Origin of the sequence: Pseudomonas sp. GW456-L13 (assembly GCF_017350115.1) — a bacterium.
Taxonomy (GTDB): domain Bacteria; phylum Pseudomonadota; class Gammaproteobacteria; order Pseudomonadales; family Pseudomonadaceae; genus Aquipseudomonas; species Aquipseudomonas jessenii.
Genome location: NZ_JACNAS010000002.1, coordinates 1,147,045 through 1,168,726 on the forward strand (window position 1 = coordinate 1,147,045; position 21,682 = coordinate 1,168,726).

Annotated in this window: 14 protein-coding genes and 2 pseudogenes; 13 read left to right on the forward strand and 3 right to left on the reverse strand. The window is 60.6% G+C overall.

The genetic code is table 11. The features are described 5' to 3' along the window. Positions 1–41: 41 nt before the first annotated feature. On the reverse strand, positions 42–827 hold the full coding sequence (locus J4D25_RS19295; protein ID WP_131726847.1) for a hypothetical protein: 786 nt from the start codon (positions 825–827) through the stop codon (positions 42–44). A 721-nt stretch (positions 828–1,548) separates the two neighbouring features. Between J4D25_RS19295 and J4D25_RS27395 the strand changes: the two are divergent. The 3 genes and pseudogenes from J4D25_RS27395 to J4D25_RS19305 all read left to right on the forward strand — a co-directional run. Beyond that, a pseudogene (locus tag J4D25_RS27395) lies at positions 1,549–2,517 on the forward strand (chemotaxis protein); the annotation flags it as partial. Positions 2,518–2,889: 372 nt separating this feature from the next. Continuing rightward, positions 2,890–3,423, forward strand: a pseudogene (locus J4D25_RS27400) (methyl-accepting chemotaxis protein); the annotation flags it as partial. 173 nt (positions 3,424–3,596) lie between these two features. Further along, on the forward strand, positions 3,597–4,946 hold the full coding sequence (locus J4D25_RS19305) for a CoA transferase (protein ID WP_057713534.1): 1,350 nt from the start codon (positions 3,597–3,599) through the stop codon (positions 4,944–4,946). A gap of 130 nt (positions 4,947–5,076) precedes the next feature. Here J4D25_RS19305 and J4D25_RS19310 read toward each other — a convergent pair whose 3' ends face one another. Beyond that, positions 5,077–5,940 carry a DNA-3-methyladenine glycosylase gene (locus tag J4D25_RS19310; protein ID WP_057713533.1) on the reverse strand — a complete coding sequence of 288 codons (864 nt, stop codon included), beginning with the start codon at positions 5,938–5,940 and terminating at the stop codon, positions 5,077–5,079. After that, the gene (gene arcD, locus J4D25_RS19315) at positions 5,937–7,364 is read right to left on the reverse strand and encodes an arginine-ornithine antiporter (protein WP_057713532.1); all 1,428 of its coding nucleotides are present in this window, start codon (positions 7,362–7,364) and stop codon (positions 5,937–5,939) included. The genes J4D25_RS19310 and arcD (J4D25_RS19315) overlap by 4 nt, the downstream gene beginning before the upstream one ends. A gap of 444 nt (positions 7,365–7,808) precedes the next feature. On the opposite strand from arcD (J4D25_RS19315), the gene arcD (J4D25_RS19320) reads away from it, so the two are divergent. The 10 genes from arcD (J4D25_RS19320) (at position 7,809) to gcvT (ending at position 21,308) form a co-directional block, all read left to right on the forward strand. After that, complete coding sequence (gene arcD / locus J4D25_RS19320; RefSeq protein ID WP_057713531.1) at positions 7,809–9,236, forward strand: arginine-ornithine antiporter; 1,428 nt, start codon at positions 7,809–7,811, stop codon at positions 9,234–9,236. A 34-nt stretch (positions 9,237–9,270) separates the two neighbouring features. Further along, the gene (gene arcA / locus J4D25_RS19325) at positions 9,271–10,527 is read left to right on the forward strand and encodes an arginine deiminase (protein ID WP_057713530.1); all 1,257 of its coding nucleotides are present in this window, start codon (positions 9,271–9,273) and stop codon (positions 10,525–10,527) included. Between the two features lie 81 nt (positions 10,528–10,608). After that, entirely contained in the window at positions 10,609–11,619 is a 1,011-nt protein-coding gene (locus J4D25_RS19330) for an ornithine carbamoyltransferase (protein WP_057713529.1), read from the forward strand. Between the two features lie 184 nt (positions 11,620–11,803). Beyond that, a complete protein-coding gene (arcC, locus tag J4D25_RS19335; RefSeq protein ID WP_057713528.1) occupies positions 11,804–12,733 on the forward strand; it encodes a carbamate kinase in 930 nt (309 codons plus the stop codon). A gap of 63 nt (positions 12,734–12,796) precedes the next feature. Further along, the gene (locus J4D25_RS19340; protein ID WP_057713527.1) at positions 12,797–13,159 is read left to right on the forward strand and encodes a DUF5064 family protein; all 363 of its coding nucleotides are present in this window, start codon (positions 12,797–12,799) and stop codon (positions 13,157–13,159) included. Between the two features lie 218 nt (positions 13,160–13,377). Continuing rightward, positions 13,378–14,886, forward strand: coding sequence for a sigma-54-dependent transcriptional regulator (locus J4D25_RS19345; protein ID WP_057713526.1), 1,509 nt, complete (start codon positions 13,378–13,380; stop codon positions 14,884–14,886). A 432-nt stretch (positions 14,887–15,318) separates the two neighbouring features. Further along, positions 15,319–15,702 carry a glycine cleavage system protein GcvH gene (gene gcvH, locus J4D25_RS19350; RefSeq protein ID WP_007996035.1) on the forward strand — a complete coding sequence of 128 codons (384 nt, stop codon included), beginning with the start codon at positions 15,319–15,321 and terminating at the stop codon, positions 15,700–15,702. Between the two features lie 11 nt (positions 15,703–15,713). Continuing rightward, positions 15,714–18,566, forward strand: a complete 2,853-nt coding sequence (gcvP, locus tag J4D25_RS19355) for an aminomethyl-transferring glycine dehydrogenase (protein WP_057713525.1) — start codon at positions 15,714–15,716, stop codon at positions 18,564–18,566. Positions 18,567–18,770: 204 nt separating this feature from the next. Further along, positions 18,771–20,147 (forward strand): L-serine ammonia-lyase, encoded by a 1,377-nt coding sequence (locus J4D25_RS19360; protein ID WP_057713524.1) that lies wholly within the window; start codon positions 18,771–18,773, stop codon positions 20,145–20,147. A gap of 36 nt (positions 20,148–20,183) precedes the next feature. Beyond that, the gene (gcvT, locus tag J4D25_RS19365; RefSeq protein WP_057713523.1) at positions 20,184–21,308 is read left to right on the forward strand and encodes a glycine cleavage system aminomethyltransferase GcvT; all 1,125 of its coding nucleotides are present in this window, start codon (positions 20,184–20,186) and stop codon (positions 21,306–21,308) included. The last annotated feature ends 374 nt before the right edge of the window (positions 21,309–21,682 follow it).

A 21,682-nucleotide genomic window follows, 5' to 3' on the forward strand; every position in this document is an offset into this window, starting at 1 on the left:
AAAGCGGTGTACATCACCGCATTGCCGGGAATATGCCGGATCTAGTTATGCAACATGTTTTGATAGCATATCTGAGCGAATGAAACGTTCGGCACGTTGTGACCGCCCACCCCCGACGCCTCTTTGTCTTGAACCTGAATCGACCAATATCCCAGGTTGTATTCGACCTCCCACTTATAGCGATACTTGCCACTGCTGGTCCAGAAAGGATCAGACTTCAACTGGCCATAGCACCTGCCCAACTCAAGGGCTTGCGCGGCGCTACCAGTGCTGTCCGTTATAAGGTCGAACCTTTCGTCATCCCCCCCCTTGTTCAATATCAAGGTAGCTTTAGCGCCTTCGAGCGGCTGCCCTGTCGAATCCCTCAATCGGACCGACCAGTTCAGGACTCTGTAGGCCTGCGTGGTCGCCCAGTACAGCGGCAGCTCACCGGCATCGCCCCGGACGCGACTGTCGGCGTAGTAAGGTGCAGAACCAAACTCAAGCGTGTAGATATCACCCGCCACGAACGGGGCGGACGGTTTCTTCGAGATGCGAACCTGAACTTCCTGATTCGGCTGCAAACCAGAAACCGTTAAGGGTGTACCCCAAGGGATTACGGCCCAGTTTCCATCGCGATTGTATTCCAGCGTCAATGGCCCGCCTTTCGTCCCGCTCGCACGGATCCACACATCCTGCCCCCGCACCGCCATGAAGCTGTATTGCTTCACATCCGTTTCGTCAGCCAGACTTTCCTTGAGGGTGTTCAGCTTGTCCGGCAGTACCGTGGCCGCCGAGGGAATTTGAGAGGCAATACCCGAAATAGCTGCCGAGTTCAGAAAAGACATGGCAGGAGCCGCGCCTGCCGCCAACAACATCCCCCAAATCAACAACACCGAGCGCAACCCGGTCCTTTTAAAGCAAGTAATCCACATAGAGTCTTCTCATTATTTTCTGTCAGATGCCGAAAGCCAAAGCTTCCGAAAGTGTTCCACCGAGGTGGCATCTGCATTGAAACGTCCTGCCGGTTATGAGAAGCGGTACATATGTATTTTGTGAATTTCATTCAGGCGCTTCGAGACCGGCGTCCCTGATGCCCCCTGAATTCACCCCGCGCTTTTTCCTCTTTTTATCCCCATTTTCGGCACATTTTTCTGCGCAAACGTTCAACAACTACCGCTCGTCGGGTTGCCCCTCATGTAACCTCTTCGCCACGCCGATGTGCATTGATCGGCGCTAAATGGATTTAGCGAGTGAGCCACAACGGCCCACAGCCAACACTTCATCCATTCGCGAGCTCGCCCTATGTTCGACTCACTGTCCATTCGCCTGAAAATCGTCCTGCTGTCCGGTCTGTGCCTGCTGGGCGTAGTCGCCTTGATAGTGGGTATGAACATCTACCAGACCAATCAGAACGATGATCTGGTCAGCGATTCCAGCAGCAGAATGCTTACCGCCAGTGTGCAGGACCTGCTCCAGGCCAAGGCCGCCGAGCAAGCGGTGCGGGTGCAGAAGACCTTCGGTGAAACCCTGACGGTGGTGACCGCCCTCGCGGACCAGATCCAGGACATGCGCAACCTGGCCGCCAAACGCTCCCTCGAGCCCGGCGTCTTGCGAGAAGAGTTGAACCAGAGCCTGAAAACCGCCTTCGAGCGCAACAGCAAAGTACTGGGCATTTGGCTGGCGTTCGAACCCAATGGGCTGGACGGCAAGGACAGCGAATTCGTCAATGACGCCGCCCGCCAGTCCAACGAGATCGGCCGTTTCGCCACGTACTGGAGCCGCGCCGGGGGTGAGTCGCTGAACACGATCATGGTCGAAGAAGACATGACCAAAACCACCCTGAACCTCAGCGGCACGCCGTACAACGTCTGGTACACCTGCCCGCGTGACAGCAAACGTATCTGCCTGCTCGACCCGTATGCCGATACCGTCGGCAACAAGGAAATGTTGATGACCACCATTTCCGTACCGCTGCTGGTCGATGGCAAGTCCATCGGCGTGGTCGGCATCGACATCGCCCTCGACGCCCTGCAAGCGGCGGCGGTCGACTCCCAGCGCGACCTGTTCAACAGTGCCGGGCACATGCTCATCGTTTCCGGCACTGGCGTGCTGGCCGCCTACAGTGTCGACGCCGGCAAAGTCGGCAAGAACATCGGCGACACCCTGGGGGGCGATGGCAAGGACATCCTGCAGTTGCTCGCTAGTGGCGCGCCGAAGATTCTCCAGCAAGGCGACCTGATCCGCGCGGTGTACCCGGTCAGCCCGATTGCCGATGCCAAGGCCTGGGCCGTGGTGATCGACCTGCCCAAGCAAGTGCTGCTGGCCGACTCAGTGAAACTGCAAGCGGTACTCGACGATGCTCAGCAAAGCGGCACGATCAAGGCACTGTCGGTGGCAGTGATTGCCGGTGTGATCGGTCTGCTGCTGATGTGGCTTACCGCGTCCGGCGTGACCCGCCCGATCAACAGCGTGGCCGACATGCTCAAGGCGATTGCCAGTGGCGACGGCGACCTGACCCAGCGCCTGCACTACAGCAAGAAGGACGAGTTGGGCGAACTGGTGAGCTGGTTCAACCGCTTCCTCGACAAGCTGCAACCGACCATCGCGCAGATCAAGCAAAGCATCACCGATGCCCGTGGCACGGCCGACCAGTCTTCGGAAATCGCCCGCCAGACCAGTGAAGGCATGCAGGTGCAGTTCCGCGAAATCGACCAGGTCGCCACCGCGTCCAACGAAATGAGCGCCACCGCCCACGATGTCGCCAACAGCGCCTCGAACGCGGCCAACGCGGCGAAAGGTGCCGACCAGTCGGCCCGCGACGGCATGCAAATCATCGAGCGCAGCACCCGCGACATCAATCAACTGGCCGAAGAAGTCAGCAAGGCCGTGACCGAAGTCGAAGCCCTCGCGGTCAACAGCGAGCAGATCGGTTCGGTGCTGGAGGTGATTCGCAGCATCGCCGAACAAACCAACCTGCTGGCGCTCAACGCCGCCATCGAAGCCGCCCGTGCCGGTGAAAGCGGTCGTGGTTTTGCGGTGGTCGCCGATGAAGTGCGCAACCTGGCCAAACGCACCCAGGACTCGGTGGAAGAAATTCGCCTGGTGATCGAACGCATCCAGAGCGGCACCCGCGGCGTGGTCGCCACCATGCACTCAAGCCAGACCCAGGCCCACAGCAACGCCGGGCAGATCCAGCAGGCCGTCCAGGCCTTGGGCAAGATCAGCGATGCAGTCACCGTGATCAGCGATATGAACCTGCAAATCGCCAGCGCCGCCGAACAGCAAAGCGCCGTCGCCGAAGAGGTCAACCGCAACGTCTCGGCGATCCGCACCGTCACCGAAACCCTGACCGGCCAGGCCACCGAATCGGCGCAGATCAGCAGCCAGCTCAACTCCCTGACCACCCATCAGATGAAGTTGATGGATCAGTTCCGCGTTTAAAGAACCTACCGAAGATCCCCTGTGGGAGCGAGCTTGCTCGCGATGACGCACTGACATTCAACATTGATGTCGACTGACAGTCCGCTATCGCGAGCAAGCTCGCTCCCACAGGGATTTCATCTGACCTGGATTTTTTTGAACTATGATCGGGCTCTCGCTCCGGAGGGCCTTCGATGACTGATCTGCTCACGTCCATTCAAGCCGCACTCGGTTTGCCTCACACCCCGATTCCATTCACGTCCAGTGGCGCCCTGCCCTCGGCGTTTGCCGTCACTGATCTGGCCTGCGCCAGCATGGCCGTCGCCGGCCAGGCTGCCAGCGAACTGCTGCACCAACAAACCGGGCGCCTGCCCGACCTTGAAGTTGACCGACGCCTGGCGTCATTCTGGTTCGCAACCTCGATTCGCCCGCTTGGCTGGAGCGTTCCGCCGTTGTGGGACCCGATCGCGGGTGACTACGCCACCCGCGATGGCTGGATTCGCCTGCACACCAACGCGCCCCATCACCGCGCCGCTGCCGAAAGCGTGCTCGGTGCCTGTACCGACCGCGCAACGATGGCCGACAAAGTGGCTCGGTGGGCGAAAAGCGATCTGGAGCAGGCTGTGGTCGATGCCGGTGGCTGTGCCGCCGAAATGCGCACCTGGGAACAATGGCAGGTCCATCCTCAAGGCCAGGCAGTAAACGCCGAACCCTTGATTCAATTCGCCAACCACCCAAGCCAGAGCCGCCAACCGTGGACAGGTTCTGTGGCTCGACCACTGGCTGGCATCAAGGTGCTGGACTTGACCCGGGTACTGGCCGGCCCCATCGCCAGTCGCTTTCTGGCAGGCCTGGGCGCCGATGTCCTGCGCATCGATCCGCCGACCTGGAACGAACCTGGAGTGGTGCCGGAAGTCACCTTGGGAAAACGCTGTGCGCGTCTTGATCTGAACGACAAGTCCGACCGCGCCGTATTCGAATGCCTGCTCAAGGACGCCGACATTCTGCTTCATGGTTATCGTGCCGATGCGCTGGAACGACTTGGACTGGGCATGAATGAGCGCCGGCAACTGAACCCGGGCCTGATCGATGTTTGTCTAAACGCCTATGGCTGGAGCGGCCCCTGGCAAAATCGGCGGGGCTTCGACAGCCTGGTGCAGATGAGCAGTGGCATTGCCGAAGCGGGCATGCGCTGGAAGCAGTCGGACAAACCGACGCCATTGCCGGTGCAGGCCCTCGATCACGCCACCGGGTATCTGATGGCGGCCAGTGCGATCCGGTTGCTGGCACAGCGGTTGAGCGATGGTATCGGGGGTTCGGCGCGATTGTCGTTGGCGCGTACGGCGAGGTTGTTGATCGAGCATGGGGCGGGGACGAGTGAAGCGTTACGTGCGGAAGATGAGCAGGATCAGGGGTTGATGGTGGAGCAGACACCCTGGGGACCGGCGCATCGGTTGCAGGCGCCTCTGAAGATCACAGGAACGCCTCTGCAATGGACCTTGCCCGCGACTGAACTGGGTTCACATCCCGCACAGTGGTGGTGACAGTCATATCGCCATCGCGAGCAAGCTCGCTCCCACAGGTGACCGAGACCTTCCGAGGGACCGCGATCACCTGTGGGAGCGAGCTTGCTCGCGATAGCGCCAGAAACAGCAGCACAAATCCCGGATCAGCTCAGTCCGCCCGACTCAAGGAAGTCCACAGCACCTGTGCCGCATACCCTCGATACGGTCGCCACCCTTCAGCCCGCTGCAACAGTTGCCTGGCTGTCACCGGCCCCCCCTCCAGCGCCGCCAACGCATTGATCAGCCCGACATCACCATTGGGAAAGCCATCCATCTCCCGCAACTGTCGCAAGGCAATGTATTGCGCCGTCCAGTCACCAATCCCGTACAACGCCAGCAACCGCGCTACGCCCCCCTCCCGGCCGGGCTCAAACAATCGCGGATCATCGAGCAGTGCCTGAGCCACATCCGACAGGGTCCGGCCTCGGCTTTTCGGCATGCCCAGCGCTGCCAGATCTGCGCCCGCCAAAACGCTGGCCCGGGGAAAAGCATGGGTCAATCCCGGTAGCGCTGAACTCAACGGCGTGCCGTACTGCGCTACCAGTTTCCCCGCCAGGCGGATCGCCGCCGCCACCGTAATCTGCTGCCCCAGTACCGCGCGGATCGCCAGCTCCAGCCCGTCCCACGCCCCGGGTACGCGCAGGCCCGGGCGTTCGGCAATCAACCGCGCCATCAGCGGATCAACCGCCAGGTGCCGGTGAATCGTGGACAGGTCGGCATCCAGGTCGAACATTCGCCGCACTCGCGCAACGATCTCAGGCACGGCAGCAGCCTCCGGAAAGTCCAGAGTCAGCTCAAGTGCATCGGATGTAGCAGGCTGGATCGAAAACGTACCGTGAACGCCATCCAGGTCGATGCTGCGCGAATACACACCCTCGACCACCCTTTCCAGGCCCACGATCGCCCGCGCCGACAAGAACCCCAGGAGCGCCGGCCAGTCATAGGGCGGCTGGTACGCCAGCAGCAACCTCACAGACTGAGCAACCCGCTGTACAACCCGTAGGCTGCCAGCCCCGCACCACCGATGACACAGGTGAAAATACCTTTCTCGACAACCGTGAACAGTGGCTTGCCCTGCTCATTACGAGCCTTGGCGAACAGGATCACACCCGGCGCATACAGCAGCGCCGACAGCAGCAAATACTTCAGGCCGCCGGCATACAGCAACCACACCGCGTAGCCCAGAGCGATGCCACCAATGAGCAGGTCCTTGATCCGCTCGGCGGGTGCCTGTTGATAGGTTTCACCCCGTGCGCACAACAACACCGCATAGGCCGCCGACCACAGGTACGGCACCAGAATCATCGAGGACGCCAGGTAAATCAGGCTGGTGTAGGTGCCGGCGGAGAACAGGGTGATCAGCAGGAACAACTGGATCATCGAGTTGGTCAGCCACATCGCATTGACCGGCACATGGTTGGCGTTTTCCTTGGTCAGGAATGCCGGCATGGTCTTGTCTTTCGCCGTGGCGAACAGGATTTCGGCGCACAGCAACGCCCAGGACAACAAGGCCCCCAACAGCGAGATCGCCAGGCCGACGCTGATCAGCAACGCGCCCCAGGGGCCGACGATATGTTCAAGCACTGCCGCCAGCGAAGGGTTCTGCAGTTTCGCCAGTTGCGGCTGGGTCATGATGCCCAGCGACAGCACGTTCACCAGCACCAGCAGTGCCAATACCCCAATGAACCCGATCACCGTCGCCCGGCCCACGTCGGAACGTTTCTCCGCCCGGGCCGAATAGACACTGGCCCCCTCGATACCGATGAACACGAACACGGTGACCAGCATCATGTGCCGAACCTGATCCATCACGCTGCCGAATTCCGGGTTGTTGCGCCCCCAGATGTCGGCGGTGAAGATATCCGCCTTGAACGCCACGGCGGCGATCACGATGAACATGATCAGCGGCACGATCTTGGCCACGGTGGTCACTTGATTGATGAACGCCGCCTCCTTGATCCCGCGCATCACCACAAAGTGCACGGTCCAGAGCAGCACCGAAGCGCAGGCGATGGCGATCGGCGTGTTGCCTTCGCCAAACACCGGTACGAAATAACCGAGGGTGCTGAACAGCAGCACGAAGTAGCCGACGTTGCCCAGCCAGGCGCTGATCCAGTAGCCCCAGGCCGAAGAAAAACCCATGTAATCGCCGAACCCGGCCTTGGCATAGGCGTACACCCCGGAGTCCAGCTCCGGCTTGCGATTGGCCAGGGTCTGGAACACGAACGCCAGGGTCAACATGCCGACGGCGGTGATTGCCCAACCGATCAGGATCGCCCCGGCATCGGCCCTGGCCGCCATGTTCTGCGGCAGGGAAAAAATCCCGCCGCCGATCATCGACCCCACCACCAGCGCGATCAGCGCGCTCAGGCGAAGCTTGTTCGGTGATTGCGACATCGTTGCATCTCCATTTTTCGTTGGTGGGCGGCAACGGCCACGAGATCGTCACATAACGGGCGTCAACTAAACTGATGAAGAGTAATAACGTTTATTGGAAAACGCCAACCGGCCTCTTTTTAACTTGCACAAAATGGCTATTTTGACACCGATATATTCATTTGTTTTATACGCACTTTTAATATGTCAACTCTGTACAAAAAACCCATGAACAAAACTTGCAGATTCGAAAACCCCAACTAGCGTCATAATTCGAAACAAATACAAAAAGTGCTAAAACAAACTGAAAAAGGCTCTAGAACAGGCATTACAGACACAAACACCGTAAATGATGGCACTCAGCCAACAAACTGTGAACGCTCTCATTTAGTGATCTAAGTCAGCTGATTGAGCAGTCAACGGAATTAGTCTGTTGCCTCTCTTCTCCTGCATTGGAGTCATGCAATGTCTGAAGCTCCCGGAAAACTGAAACTCGGCGCGCTGGTTGCGTTAGTCGTGGGTTCGATGATTGGTGGCGGGATATTTTCCTTGCCACAAAACATGGCGGCCAGCGCGGATGTCGGCGCCATTCTGATCGGTTGGGCGATCACCGCCGTCGGCATGTTGACCCTGGCGTTCGTGTTCCAGACCCTGGCCAACCGCAAACCCGATCTTGATGGCGGGGTTTACGCCTACGCCAAGGCCGGGTTCGGCGACTACATGGGTTTCTCGTCCGCCTGGGGGTACTGGATCAGTGCCTGGCTGGGCAACGTGGGGTACTTCGTACTTTTGTTCAGCACCCTCGGCTACTTCTTTCCGATATTTGGGGAGGGGAATACCCCCGCTGCCGTGATCGGCGCCTCGGTGCTGCTGTGGGCGGTACATTTCCTCGTACTGCGAGGAATAAAGGAAGCAGCGTTCATCAACCTGGTGACCACTGTCGCCAAGATCGTGCCGCTGCTGCTGTTCATGTTGATTGCGTTGTTCGCCTTCAAACTGGACATCTTCACCGCCGACATCTGGGGCCTGAAGAACCCGGACCTGGGCAGCGTGATGGACCAGGTGCGCAAGATGATGCTGGTCACCGTGTGGGTGTTCATCGGCATCGAAGGCGCGAGCATCTTTTCGGCCCGGGCGGAAAAACGCAGCGACGTGGGTAAGGCCACCGTGATCGGCTTCGTCACCGTGCTGCTGTTTTTGGTCCTGGTCAACGTGCTGTCGTTGGGGATCATGACCCAGCCGGAACTGGCCAAACTGCAGAATCCGTCGATGGCCGCCGTGCTGGAGCACGTGGTCGGTCACTGGGGTGCGGTGCTGATCAGCGTCGGTTTGATCATCTCGTTGCTGGGGGCGCTGCTGTCGTGGGTGCTGCTGTGCGCGGAGATCATGTTCGCCGCCGCCAAGGACCACACCATGCCGGAGTTTCTGCGCAAGGAAAACGCCAACCATGTACCGGTCAACGCCCTGTGGCTGACCAACGCCATGGTGCAGGTTTTCCTGATCATCACGTTGTTCTCGGCCAGCACTTACCTGTCGCTGATCTACCTCGCCACCTCGATGATTCTGGTGCCTTACCTGTGGTCGGCAGCCTACGCCTTGCTGCTGGCGGTGCGCGGCGAAAGCTACGAAGGCGCCGCGGGCGAGCGGCAGAAGGATCTCATCATCGGCGCCGTGGCCCTGATCTACGCGGTCTGGCTGTTGTACGCCGGCGGCATCAAGTACCTGCTGCTGTCCGCCCTGCTCTACGCCCCCGGTGTGATCTTGTTCGCCAAGGCCAAGCTGGAAATCAACAAACCGGTTTTCACCAACGTCGAGAAGCTGATTTTCGCTACGGTGGTCGTCGGCGCCATGGTGGCGGCCTACGGTCTCTATGACGGCTTCCTGACTCTGTAAAACCCCTGTTTTTGTCATCTGGAGGATCACTGTAATGACCACGGAAAAAGTTAAGTACGGCGTCCATTCCGAGGCCGGCAAACTGCGCAAAGTCATGGTTTGCTCCCCAGGCCTGGCCCATCAGCGGCTGACCCCGAACAACTGCGATGAACTGCTGTTCGATGATGTGCTGTGGGTGGCCCAGGCCAAGCGCGACCACTTCGACTTCGTTACCAAGATGCGCGAACGCAACATCGATGTGCTGGAAATGCACAACCTGCTGACCGACATCGTCGCTATCCCCGAAGCCCTGGACTGGATTCTGGAGCGTAAGGTCACCGCCAACTCGGTGGGCCTTGGCCTGATCAATGAAACCTCTTCGTGGCTGCGCAGCCTGGAGCCGCGCAAGATCGCCGAGTTCCTGATCGGCGGCGTCTCGGGCGACGATCTGCCCTCCAGTTTCGGTGGCAAGGCCATCGAGATGTTCCGCGACTTCCTCGGCAACTCCAGCTTCATCCTGCCGCCGCTGCCCAACACCCAGTTCACCCGCGACACCACCTGCTGGATTTACGGTGGCGTCACCCTCAACCCGATGTACTGGCCGGCACGTCGTCAGGAAACCCTGCTGACCACCGCCATCTACAAATTCCACCCCGAGTTCACCAAAGCAGATTTCGAGATCTGGTACGGCGACCCGGACCTGGACCACGGTAACTCCACCCTTGAGGGTGGTGATGTGATGCCGATCGGCAACGGCGTGGTCTTGATCGGCATGGGCGAACGCTCGTCGCGCCAGGCCATTGCCCAACTGGCGGTGAACCTGTTCAAAAACAAAGCCGTGGAGAAAGTGATCGTCGCCGGCCTGCCGAAATCCCGCGCGGCGATGCACCTGGACACCGTTTTCAGCTTCTGCGATCGCGACCTCGTCACGATCTTCCCGGAAGTGGTGAACCAGATTGTCGCCTTCACCCTGCGTCCCGATGAAAGCAAGGCTGGCGGCATCGATATCCGCCGCGAAGAAACCAGCTTCCTCGACACCGTGGCCCAGGCCCTGAACCTCAAAGCGTTGCGCGTGGTGGAAACCGGCGGCAACAGCTTCGCCGCCGAACGCGAGCAATGGGACGACGGCAACAACGTAGTGGCCGTGGAGCCAGGCGTGGTCATCGGCTACGACCGCAATACCTACACCAACACCCTGCTGCGCAAGGCCGGTGTGGAAGTGATCACCATCAGCGCCGGCGAACTCGGCCGGGGACGGGGCGGCGGCCATTGCATGACCTGCCCGATCATCCGCGACCCGATTGACTACTAACCTATTGCCTTGGACCGCGCTGCCCTCTACCCAAGGGCATGCGCAGGCCAAGGGGATTACCGACACCTTAGGAGATCCAAAATGGCGTTCAATATCCATAACCGCAATCTGCTGAGCCTGGAACACCACACCCCTCGCGAATTGCGCTACCTGCTCGACCTGTCCCGCGACCTCAAGCGTGCCAAGTACACCGGCACCGAACAGCAGCATCTCAAGGGCAACAACATCGCGCTGATCTTCGAAAAAACCTCGACCCGCACCCGCTGCGCGTTTGAAGTTGCAGCCTATGACCAGGGCGCCAATGTCACCTACATCGACCCGAACTCCTCGCAGATCGGCCACAAGGAAAGCATGAAGGACACCGCCCGCGTGCTCGGGCGCATGTACGACGCCATCGAGTACCGTGGCTTCAAGCAGGAAATCGTCGAGGAACTGGCCAAGTTCGCCGGCGTACCGGTGTTCAACGGCTTGACCGACGAGTATCACCCGACGCAAATGATCGCCGACGTGCTAACTATGCGTGAGCACGCCGACAAGCCGATCCACGAGATCAGCTACGCCTACCTGGGCGATGCACGCAACAACATGGGCAACTCGCTGCTGCTGATCGGCGCCAAGCTCGGCATGGACGTGCGCATCTGTGCGCCAAAAGCCCTGTGGCCGGCGGACGACCTGGTGGCGCGCTGCAAACAGTACGGCGAAGAAAGCGGTGCGCGCATTACTCTCACCGAAGACCCGAAAGCGGCGGTCAAGGGTGTGGACTTCATCCACACCGACGTCTGGGTGTCGATGGGCGAGCCGGTTGAAGCCTGGGCCGAACGCATCCAGCAACTGCTGCCGTACCAGGTCAACGCCGAACTGATGAAAGCCACCGGTAACCCGCGCACCAAGTTCATGCACTGCCTGCCGGCGTTCCACAACTGTGATACCAAAGTCGGCAAGCAGATTGCCGAGCAGTACCCGTACCTGAGCAACGGCATCGAAGTGACCGATGACGTGTTCGAGTCGCCGGCCTGCATCGCCTTCGAGCAAGCGGAAAACCGCATGCACACCATCAAGGCGATTCTGGTGTCAACGCTGGCTGATCTATAACGGCTGACTGGCTCCCACTGACGGAACACGGTCAATGTGGGAGCTGGCTCGCCTGCGATGGCAGCGCCGCGGTGCATCTGACAAACCGAGGCGATCCCATCGCGAGCAAGCTCGCTCCCACAGGATCGGGTTCCATCGACAGACCGAGTCGCCCGTTTACTTCACTTTTAGAAGGACTAGCACCATGCGTATCGTCGTTGCTCTGGGCGGTAATGCCCTGCTCCGCCGGGGCGAACCCATGACCGCTGACAACCAGCGCGCCAACATCCGGATCGCCACCGAACAGATCGCCAAGATCCATCCCGGCAACCAACTGGTCATTGCCCACGGCAATGGCCCTCAAGTCGGCCTGCTGTCATTGCAGGCGGCGGCCTACACCTCGGTTTCGCCTTATCCGCTGGACGTGCTCGGTGCCGAGACCGAAGGCATGATCGGCTACATCATCGAACAGGAACTGGGCAATCTGCTGGACTTCGAAGTGCCCTTCGCGACCTTGCTGACCCAGGTCGAAGTCGATGCCAATGACCCGGCCTTCAAGAACCCGACCAAACCCATCGGCCCTGTCTATACCAAGGAAGAGGCCGAAGCACTCGCCGCCGAGAAAGGCTGGGCCATTGCCCCGGACGGCGACAAATACCGTCGAGTGGTCGCCAGCCCGAAACCGAAACGCATCTTCGAAATCCGTCCGATCAAATGGCTGCTGGAAAAAAGCAGCATCGTGATCTGCGCCGGCGGTGGCGGCATTCCGACCATGTATACCTCGCCCGGCAAACTCGAGGGCGTCGAAGCGGTCATCGACAAGGACCTGTGCTCGGCGCTGCTGGCCGAACAGCTTGAGGCCGATCTGCTGGTGATCGCTACCGACGTCAACGCCGCCTTCATCGACTTTGGCAAACCCACACAGAAAGCCATCGCCCAGGCTCACCCCGACGAAATGGAAAAGCTTGGCTTCGCCGCCGGCTCCATGGGACCGAAGGTGCAGGCAGCCTGCGAATTCGCGCGCCATACTGGGAAAGTCGCAGTGATCGGCTCGCTCTCGGACATCGAAGCGATCGTCCAGGGCAAGGCCGGTACGCGCATCAGTACGGCGACACCGGGCATCAGCTATCAGTAAACGAAACGGCGGGGCAGGCCTGGGGCCGGCCCTGATTCAAGATCTTTTGAAGGAGAGTCAACAATGGCAACGTTCGAGCCGGGTCACCTGCACATCGAGCGACACGCGCTGAACAAGGATGACGTCAGCTACAACATCTGCATCGACTATGAAATCGCCCAGGATCCCAAGGAAGGCAAGGGGATGCAGTTCAAGATGCACGGCAGCATCCAGGGCAAGGACATGAGCGAGACGTTCTTCCTGCCCAAGGACATGGCCTACAACTTCGCCAGCAACGTCACCAAGATTGCCGAGAAGCACGGCATCCCGAAAACCCATAGCAACATCGGTTCGATCCACAAGCATTACGACGCCATGTTCGAGGACGTGCGGGTACAACTGAACATGAAATCGGGCGACCCGGTCAAACCCGAGCACCTGGAATAACCCCGGACTCTGTGAACACCACCGATCCCTGTGGGAGCGAGCTTGCTCGCGATAGCGGCCTGTCATCCATCATTGATGTTGACTGACACACTGCCATCGCGAGCAAGCTCGCTCCCACAGGGGGCGTTCGCTCAATTGAAGTCCGCGCAGGATTTCACCATTAGCCCGCCCCAAGGCATACTTGCCACCCTTCGCACTGCAGAACCCAAGACCGCCCCATGCGTATCCACGTCAGCTTCATCGACCGCGTCGGTATCACCCAGGAAGTCCTGGCCCTGCTCGGCGGGCGCAATCTGAACCTGGATGCGGTGGAAATGGTCCCGCCCAATGTTTATATCGACGCCCCGACGCTGAGCCCGCAAGTCCTCGAGGAACTGCGCGATGCCCTGTTCAGCGTGCGTGGCGTGCAAGCGGTGACGGTGGTCGACATCCTGCCCGGACAGCGCCGACACCTGCAGCTCGACGCCTTGCTCGCAGCCATGACCGACCCGGTACTGGCACTGGACAGTGACGGCAAGGTGCTGCTGGCCAACCCGGCCTTGATCGCCCTGTACGGCCGCGAGCCCGACGGTGAAAGCGTTGCCGACCTGTTTGCCGACCCGGCCTTGCTCGACACCCTGCTCGAACACGGCTTTCGCCTGCCGCTGCGGGAAATCACCGTCAACGGCCAGACCCTGTTGCTCGACGCCACACCGATCACCGACGCCGGCGCCCTGCTGACCCTGTACCAACCGAACCGCATTGGCGAACGCCTTTCCGCGCTGCACCATGACCACGCCGAAGGTTTCGATGCCCTGCTCGGCGAGTCCCCGGTGATCCGCACCCTCAAGGCGCGTGCCCAGCGGGTGGCGGCCCTCGATGCACCGTTGCTGATACAGGGCGAAACCGGCACCGGCAAGGAACTGGTGGCCCGCGCCTGCCACGCCATCAGCGCCCGGCACAGCGCACCGTTTCTGGCGTTGAACTGCGCGGCATTGCCGGAGAACCTCGCCGAAAGTGAACTGTTCGGCTACGCCCCCGGCGCCTTCACCGGCGCACAACGAGGGGGTAAGCCGGGACTGATGGAGTTGGCCAACCAGGGCACGGTGTTTCTCGATGAAATCGGCGAGATGTCGCCGTACTTGCAAGCCAAATTGCTGCGTTTCCTCAACGACGGCAGTTTTCGCCGGGTCGGCGGTGACCGTGAGGTCAAGGTCAACGTACGGATCCTCAGCGCCACCCACCGCGACCTGGAAAAAATGGTCAGCGAAGGCCTGTTCCGCGAGGACCTGTTCTATCGCCTCAACGTCCTCAACGTCGAAGTGCCGCCCCTGCGCGAGCGCGGCCAGGACATCCTGCTGCTGGCCCGCTACTTCATGCAGCAGGCCTGTGCGCAGATCCAGCGACCGGTCTGTCGCCTGGCGCCGGGCACTTACCCGGCGCTGCTGGGCAACCGCTGGCCAGGCAACGTGCGGCAATTGCAGAACGTGATCTTCCGCGCCGCGGCGATCTGCGAAAGCAGTCTGGTGGACATCGGCGACCTCGACATCGCCGGCACCTCGGTAGCCCGCCAGGGCGATCATGACGTCGACAGCCTGGAACAGGCCATGGACGAGTTCGAGAAAACCCTGCTGGAAAAACTCTACGCCAGCTACCCCTCGACCCGGCAACTCGCGACCCGGCTGCAAACCTCCCACACGGCAATTGCCCATCGGTTGCGCAAGTACGGGATTCCGAGCAAGGCCTGAGGCCTGACACCGAACAAACCTGTGGGAGCGAGCTTGCTCGCGATGGCGGTATTACATTCAACGTTTGTGTCGGCTGATACTCCCTCATCGCGAGCAAGCTCGCTCCCACAGGTTTTGTGTCCGGTGCGAAACCGCGCCAAAAACGACCTCCACCTGTACTGAAAGCGCTACAGCGGAACGATATCGCTACACCCCTCTCCGATCACGGCCGTGCAAGGCTTTGATCCACCTCGGCTTTTATCCTTGACATATACCGTATCGATTTCGCTACAACGAGTGAATTTCAGCGTTTGTCGAAACCACCTAAATCATTGATCAATAACAATAAAAACAACGTTGGCCGCGTTCTTGCTAAGTAGTCCTCCATAACCTGGGCATTGCCCAAGCCTTCAATCGCGTCCACCAGACGAGTCTGGCCCCTTAGGAGTTTCCATGAGCGAGTTGCGTTTTACTGAAGATCACGAATGGCTGCGCACCGAAGCTGACGGCAGCGTCACGGTCGGCATCACCGCTTTCGCACAGAACGCCCTGGGCGACGTGGTTTTCGTTCAACTGCCTGAGCTGCAGTCCTACGACAAAGGCGCCGAAGCCGCCACCGTGGAATCGGTAAAGGCTGCAAGCGGCGTGTACATGCCGCTGGACGGCGAAGTGCTGGAAGTGAACCCGGCGCTCGACAGCAGCCCTGAACTGGTCAACGAAGATCCGCTGGGCGAAGGCTGGTTCTTCCGTTTCAAACCAAGCGACGCCGCCGCTGTCGGCCAACTGCTGGATCAGGACGCCTACGACCGCCTGATCAAAGCCCAAGCCGAAGCCTGAGGAGCACTGACATGACCCAGATCAATTTGACTACCGCCAACGAATTCATCGCCCGTCACATCGGCCCACGCGCCGGTGACGAGCAAGCCATGCTCAACAGCCTCGGTTTCGACTCCCTGGAAGCCCTGAGCGCCAGCGTGATTCCCGACAGCATCAAGGGCACCAGTGTCCTCGGCCTGGAGGACGGCTTGAGCGAAGCCGATGCCCTGGCCTTGATCAAGTCCATCGCGACTAAAAACCAGCTGTTCAAGACCTTCATCGGCCAGGGTTACTACGGCACCCACACGCCGTCGCCGATCCTGCGCAACCTGCTGGAAAACCCGGCCTGGTACACCGCCTACACCCCGTACCAGCCAGAAATTTCCCAGGGTCGTCTCGAAGCGCTGCTGAACTTCCAGACCCTGATCAGCGACCTCACCGGCCTGCCGATCGCCAACGCCTCGCTGCTCGACGAAGCCACCGCCGCTGCCGAAGCCATGACCTTCTGCAAACGCCTGAGCAAGAACAAAGGCAGCCACGCCTTCTTCGCTTCCGTGCATTGCCACCCGCAAACCCTCGACGTACTGCGCACCCGTGCCGAGCCTTTGGGCATCGACGTGGTGGTTGGCGACGAGCGCGAACTGACTGACGTAACGCCGTTCTTCGGTGCCCTGCTGCAATACCCGGCGAGCAACGGTGACGTTTTCGATTACCGCGAGCTGACCGAACGCTTCCACGCTGCCAACGCCCTTGTCGCCGTGGCTGCGGACCTACTGGCCCTGACCGTGCTGACCGCGCCGGGCGAATTCGGCGCCGACGTGGCCATCGGCAGCGCACAACGCTTCGGCGTGCCGCTGGGCTTCGGTGGCCCGCACGCGGCGTACTTCTCCACCAAGGACGCATTCAAACGTGACATGCCGGGCCGCCTGGTCGGTGTTTCGGTAGACCGTTTCGGCAACCCGGCCCTGCGCCTGGCCATGCAGACCCGCGAGCAACACATCCGTCGCGAGAAAGCCACCAGCAACATCTGCACCGCGCAAGTACTGCTGGCAAACATCGCCAGCATGTACGCCGTGTACCACGGTCCAAAAGGCCTGACGCAAATCGCCAATCGCGTGCATCACCTGACCGCGATCCTGGCCAAAGGCTTGAGCGCACTGGGCCTGAGCGTCGAGCAGGCGAGCTTCTTCGACACCCTGACGGTGAAGGCCGGCGCGCAAACCGCCGCCCTGCACGACAAGGCACACGCCCAGCGCATCAATCTGCGCGTGGTCGATGGTGAGCGCCTGGGCCTGTCCCTGGACGAAACCACCACTCAGGCCGACGTTGAAACCCTGTGGAGCCTGCTGTCCGACGGCAAGGCCCTGCCGGACTTCGCCGCCCTCGCCGCCTCGGTGCAGAGCGCCATCCCGGCCACGCTGGTGCGTCAGTCGCCGATCCTCAGCCACCCGGTGTTCAACCGCTATCACTCGGAAACCGAGCTGATGCGCTACCTGCGCAAACTGGCGGACAAGGACCTGGCGCTGGACCGCACCATGATCCCACTGGGTTCGTGCACCATGAAACTCAACGCCGCCAGCGAAATGATCCCGGTGACCTGGGCCGAGTTCGGTGCCCTGCACCCGTTCGCCCCGGCCGAGCAAAGCGCTGGCTACCAGCAACTGACCGACGAGCTGGAAGCGATGCTCTGCGCTGCCACCGGTTATGACTCGGTGTCCCTGCAACCGAACGCCGGCTCCCAGGGTGAATACGCAGGTCTGCTGGCGATCCGTGCCTACCACCAGAGCCGTGGCGAAGACCGTCGCGACATCTGCCTGATCCCGTCGTCGGCCCACGGCACCAACCCGGCCACCGCACAAATGGCCGGCATGCGCGTGGTCGTCACCGCGTGCGACGCCCGAGGCAACGTCGACATCGAAGACCTGCGCGCCAAGGCCATCGAGCACCGCGAACACCTCGCCGCGCTGATGATCACCTACCCGTCGACCCACGGCGTGTTCGAAGAAGGGATCCGCGAAATCTGCGGCATCATTCATGACAACGGCGGCCAGGTGTACATCGACGGCGCCAACATGAACGCCATGGTCGGCCTCTGTGCCCCGGGCAAGTTCGGCGGCGACGTTTCGCACCTGAACCTGCACAAGACCTTCTGCATTCCCCACGGTGGTGGCGGCCCGGGCGTCGGCCCGATCGGCGTGAAATCGCACCTGGCGCCATTCCTGCCGGGCCACGCACAGATGGAGCGCAAGGAAGGCGCCGTTTGCGCGGCACCGTTCGGCAGCGCGAGCATCCTGCCGATCACCTGGATGTACATTCGTATGATGGGTGGCGCGGGCCTCAAGCGTGCTTCGCAGCTGGCGATCCTCAATGCCAACTACATCTCCCGTCGCCTGGAAGAGCACTATCCAGTGCTGTACACCGGCAGCAACGGCCTGGTGGCGCACGAGTGCATCCTCGACCTGCGTCCACTGAAAGACAGCAGCGGCATCAGTGTCGATGACGTCGCCAAGCGTCTGATCGACTTTGGCTTCCACGCGCCGACCATGTCGTTCCCGGTGGCAGGCACGCTGATGATCGAGCCGACCGAAAGCGAATCCAAGGAAGAACTGGACCGCTTCTGCGACGCCATGATCCGCATCCGCGAAGAAATCCGCGCAGTGGAAAATGGCACGCTGGACAAGGACGACAACCCGCTGAAAAACGCGCCGCACACCGCCAAGGAACTGGTGGGCGAATGGTCGCACCCGTACAGCCGTGAGCAGGCGGTTTACCCGGTTGCGTCGCTGATCGAAGGCAAGTACTGGCCACCGGTCGGTCGCGTCGACAACGTGTTCGGCGACCGCAACCTGGTCTGCGCCTGCCCGTCGATCGAAAGCTACGCTTAAACGAATGAGGGGGCGGATTGATCCGCCCCCAATTTCCAGAACACCCCACAACCCTGTGGGAGCGAGCTTGCTCGCGATGACGGACTGACAGCCACCATCGATGTCGACTGAACGACCGCTATCGCGAGCAAGCTCGCTCCCACAGGGATCTGTGCCAAGTCTTATGTTCCGTGAATTCCTATAACAAGAAACCGGAGAACCACCATGTCGTTAAGCGTGTTCGACCTGTTCAAGATTGGCATCGGCCCCTCCAGTTCCCACACCGTCGGCCCGATGCGTGCCGCTGCGCGCTTCGCCGAAGGTTTGCGCCGCGAAAACCTGCTTGAAGCCACCGCCTGCGTCAAAGTCGAGCTGTATGGTTCGCTTGGTGCCACCGGCAAAGGCCACGGCAGTGACAAGGCTGTGCTGCTCGGCCTGGAAGGCGAACACCCGGACACCGTGGATACAGAGACCGTCGCCGCGCGCCTGCAAGAGATTCGCGGCAACGGCCGCTTGAACCTGCTCGGCGAACACTGCATTGCGTTCAACGAGAAAGAACACCTGGCGATGATTCGCAAACCGTTGGCCTATCACCCCAACGGCATGATTTTCCGCGCCTTCGACGCCGCGGGCCTGCAGATCCGCAGCCGCGAGTACTACTCGGTCGGCGGCGGTTTTGTGGTCGATGAAGACGCCGCCGGCGCCGACCGCATCGTCGAAGACGCCACACCCCTGACCTTTCCGTTCAAAAGCGCCAAGGATCTTCTCGGTCATTGCGTCAAATACGGGCTGTCCATCAGCCAGGTGATGTTGACCAACGAAAGCGCCTGGCGTCCGGAAGCGGAAACCCGCGCCGGCCTGCTGAAAATCTGGCAAGTGATGCAGGACTGCGTCGCCGCCGGATGCCGCAACGAAGGCATCCTGCCTGGCGGGTTGAAGGTCAAGCGCCGGGCCGCCGCACTGCATCGGCAATTGTGCAAGAACCCGGAATCGTCGTTGCGCGATCCCCTGTCGGTGCTGGACTGGGTCAACCTCTACGCCCTGGCCGTCAACGAGGAGAACGCCAACGGTGGGCGCGTCGTAACGGCACCCACCAATGGTGCAGCGGGGATCATTCCAGCGGTATTGCACTACTACATGCGCTTTATCCCGGGCTCCAATGACGACGGCGTGGTGCGATTCCTGCTGACCGCCGCGGCCATCGGCATTCTGTACAAGGAAAACGCCTCGATCTCCGGCGCCGAAGTCGGCTGTCAGGGTGAAGTCGGCGTCGCCTGCTCGATGGCCGCCGGTGCCTTGTGCGAAGTACTTGGCGGCAGCGTGCAGCAAGTGGAAAACGCCGCGGAAATCGGCATGGAACACAACCTCGGATTGACCTGCGACCCGATTGGCGGGCTGGTGCAAGTGCCTTGCATCGAGCGCAACGCCATGGGCTCGGTCAAGGCCATCAACGCGGTACGCATGGCGTTGCGCGGCGATGGACAACACTTCGTCTCCCTCGACAAGGTCATCCGCACCATGCGCCAGACCGGCGCCGACATGAAAAGCAAATACAAGGAAACCGCCCGTGGCGGTTTGGCGGTCAACATTATCGAGTGCTGATGCGCGCTCATCTGCACCCTTTTTCAGGAGCTGAATATGTCCACCGAACAACTGTTGAAAACTCCGTTGCACGCACTGCACATCGAACTCGGCGCCCGCATGGTGCCCTTCGCCGGCTACGACATGCCCGTGCAGTACCCGCTGGGCGTGATGAAAGAACACCAGCACACCCGCGACCAGGCGGGGTTGTTCGATGTCTCGCACATGGGCCAGATTCGCCTGACCGGCGCCAATGCCGCCAAGGCCCTGGAAACCCTGGTGCCAGTGGACATCATCGACCTGCCAGTGGGCATGCAACGCTACGCGATGTTCACCAATGCGACGGGCGGCATCCTCGATGACCTGATGGTCGCCAACCTGGGTAATGACGAACTGTTCCTGGTGGTCAACGCCGCCTGCAAGGACCAGGACCTGGCACATCTGCGCAAGCACATTGGCGACCAGTGCACGATCGAACCGCTGTTCGAAGAGCGCGCCCTGCTCGCCCTGCAAGGCCCGGCTGCAGTGACCGTGCTTGCACGTCTGGCCCCTGAAGTGGCGAAGATGACTTTCATGCAGTTCGCCCGCGTGAAGCTGCTGGGCGTGGACTGCTTTGTCAGCCGTTCGGGTTACACCGGTGAAGACGGTTTCGAAATTTCCGTACCCGCCACCAACGCCGAAGCCCTGGCTCGCGCCCTGCTCGCTGAAGCCGAAGTGGCCGCCATCGGCCTGGGCGCCCGCGACTCCCTGCGCCTGGAAGCGGGTTTGTGCCTGTACGGCCACGACATGAACACCGACACCACCCCGATCGAAGCGAGCCTGCTGTGGGCGATCTCCAAGCCACGTCGCGCTGATGGCGCACGGGCCGGCGGCTTCCCAGGCGCCGAAACCGTATTCGCCCAGCAACAGGCAGGCGTGAGCCGCAAACGTGTAGGTCTGCTACCACAGGAACGTACACCCGTGCGCGAAGGCGCCGAGATCGTCAACGAAGCCGGTGACATCATCGGCAGCGTCTGCAGCGGTGGTTTCGGGCCAACCCTGGGCGGCCCGCTAGCCATGGGTTACGTCGACAGCGCTTACATCGCACTGGACACACCGGTCTGGGCGATCGTTCGTGGGAAAAAGGTGCCTTTGCTTGTAAGCAAAATGCCATTTGTTCCACAACGCTACTATCGCGGCTGATTGAATGTTCCTATAAGTAACGCGGTTGCGTTAACGGTGCACTAATGTGTAACGCAACCGCCATAAAATAGTGCATTGTTTGGCTATAAGCTTCGATTATGAACTTTGCTTATAACGATCGAAAACAATTGAACAAGGTTAGTGAATAAGGCCCCACTAGTGGACTTACTTTGCCATCAACCTGAGGAAATACGGGGCCTACACGGGGCTTGTTTTTTCTCCCGTAGTTGGCGTAGAGTTTGTTCACTGTGTTTGCATGGGTCGCTTGGAATCGTGACCTGGGCAGTAGCCTACAAGTTAGCTACATCCCGTTCGACGTCTTCTTACTCTCCTGCAACCAGCCCCAGTACTCTTTCATGAGAAGGAGACTGTCA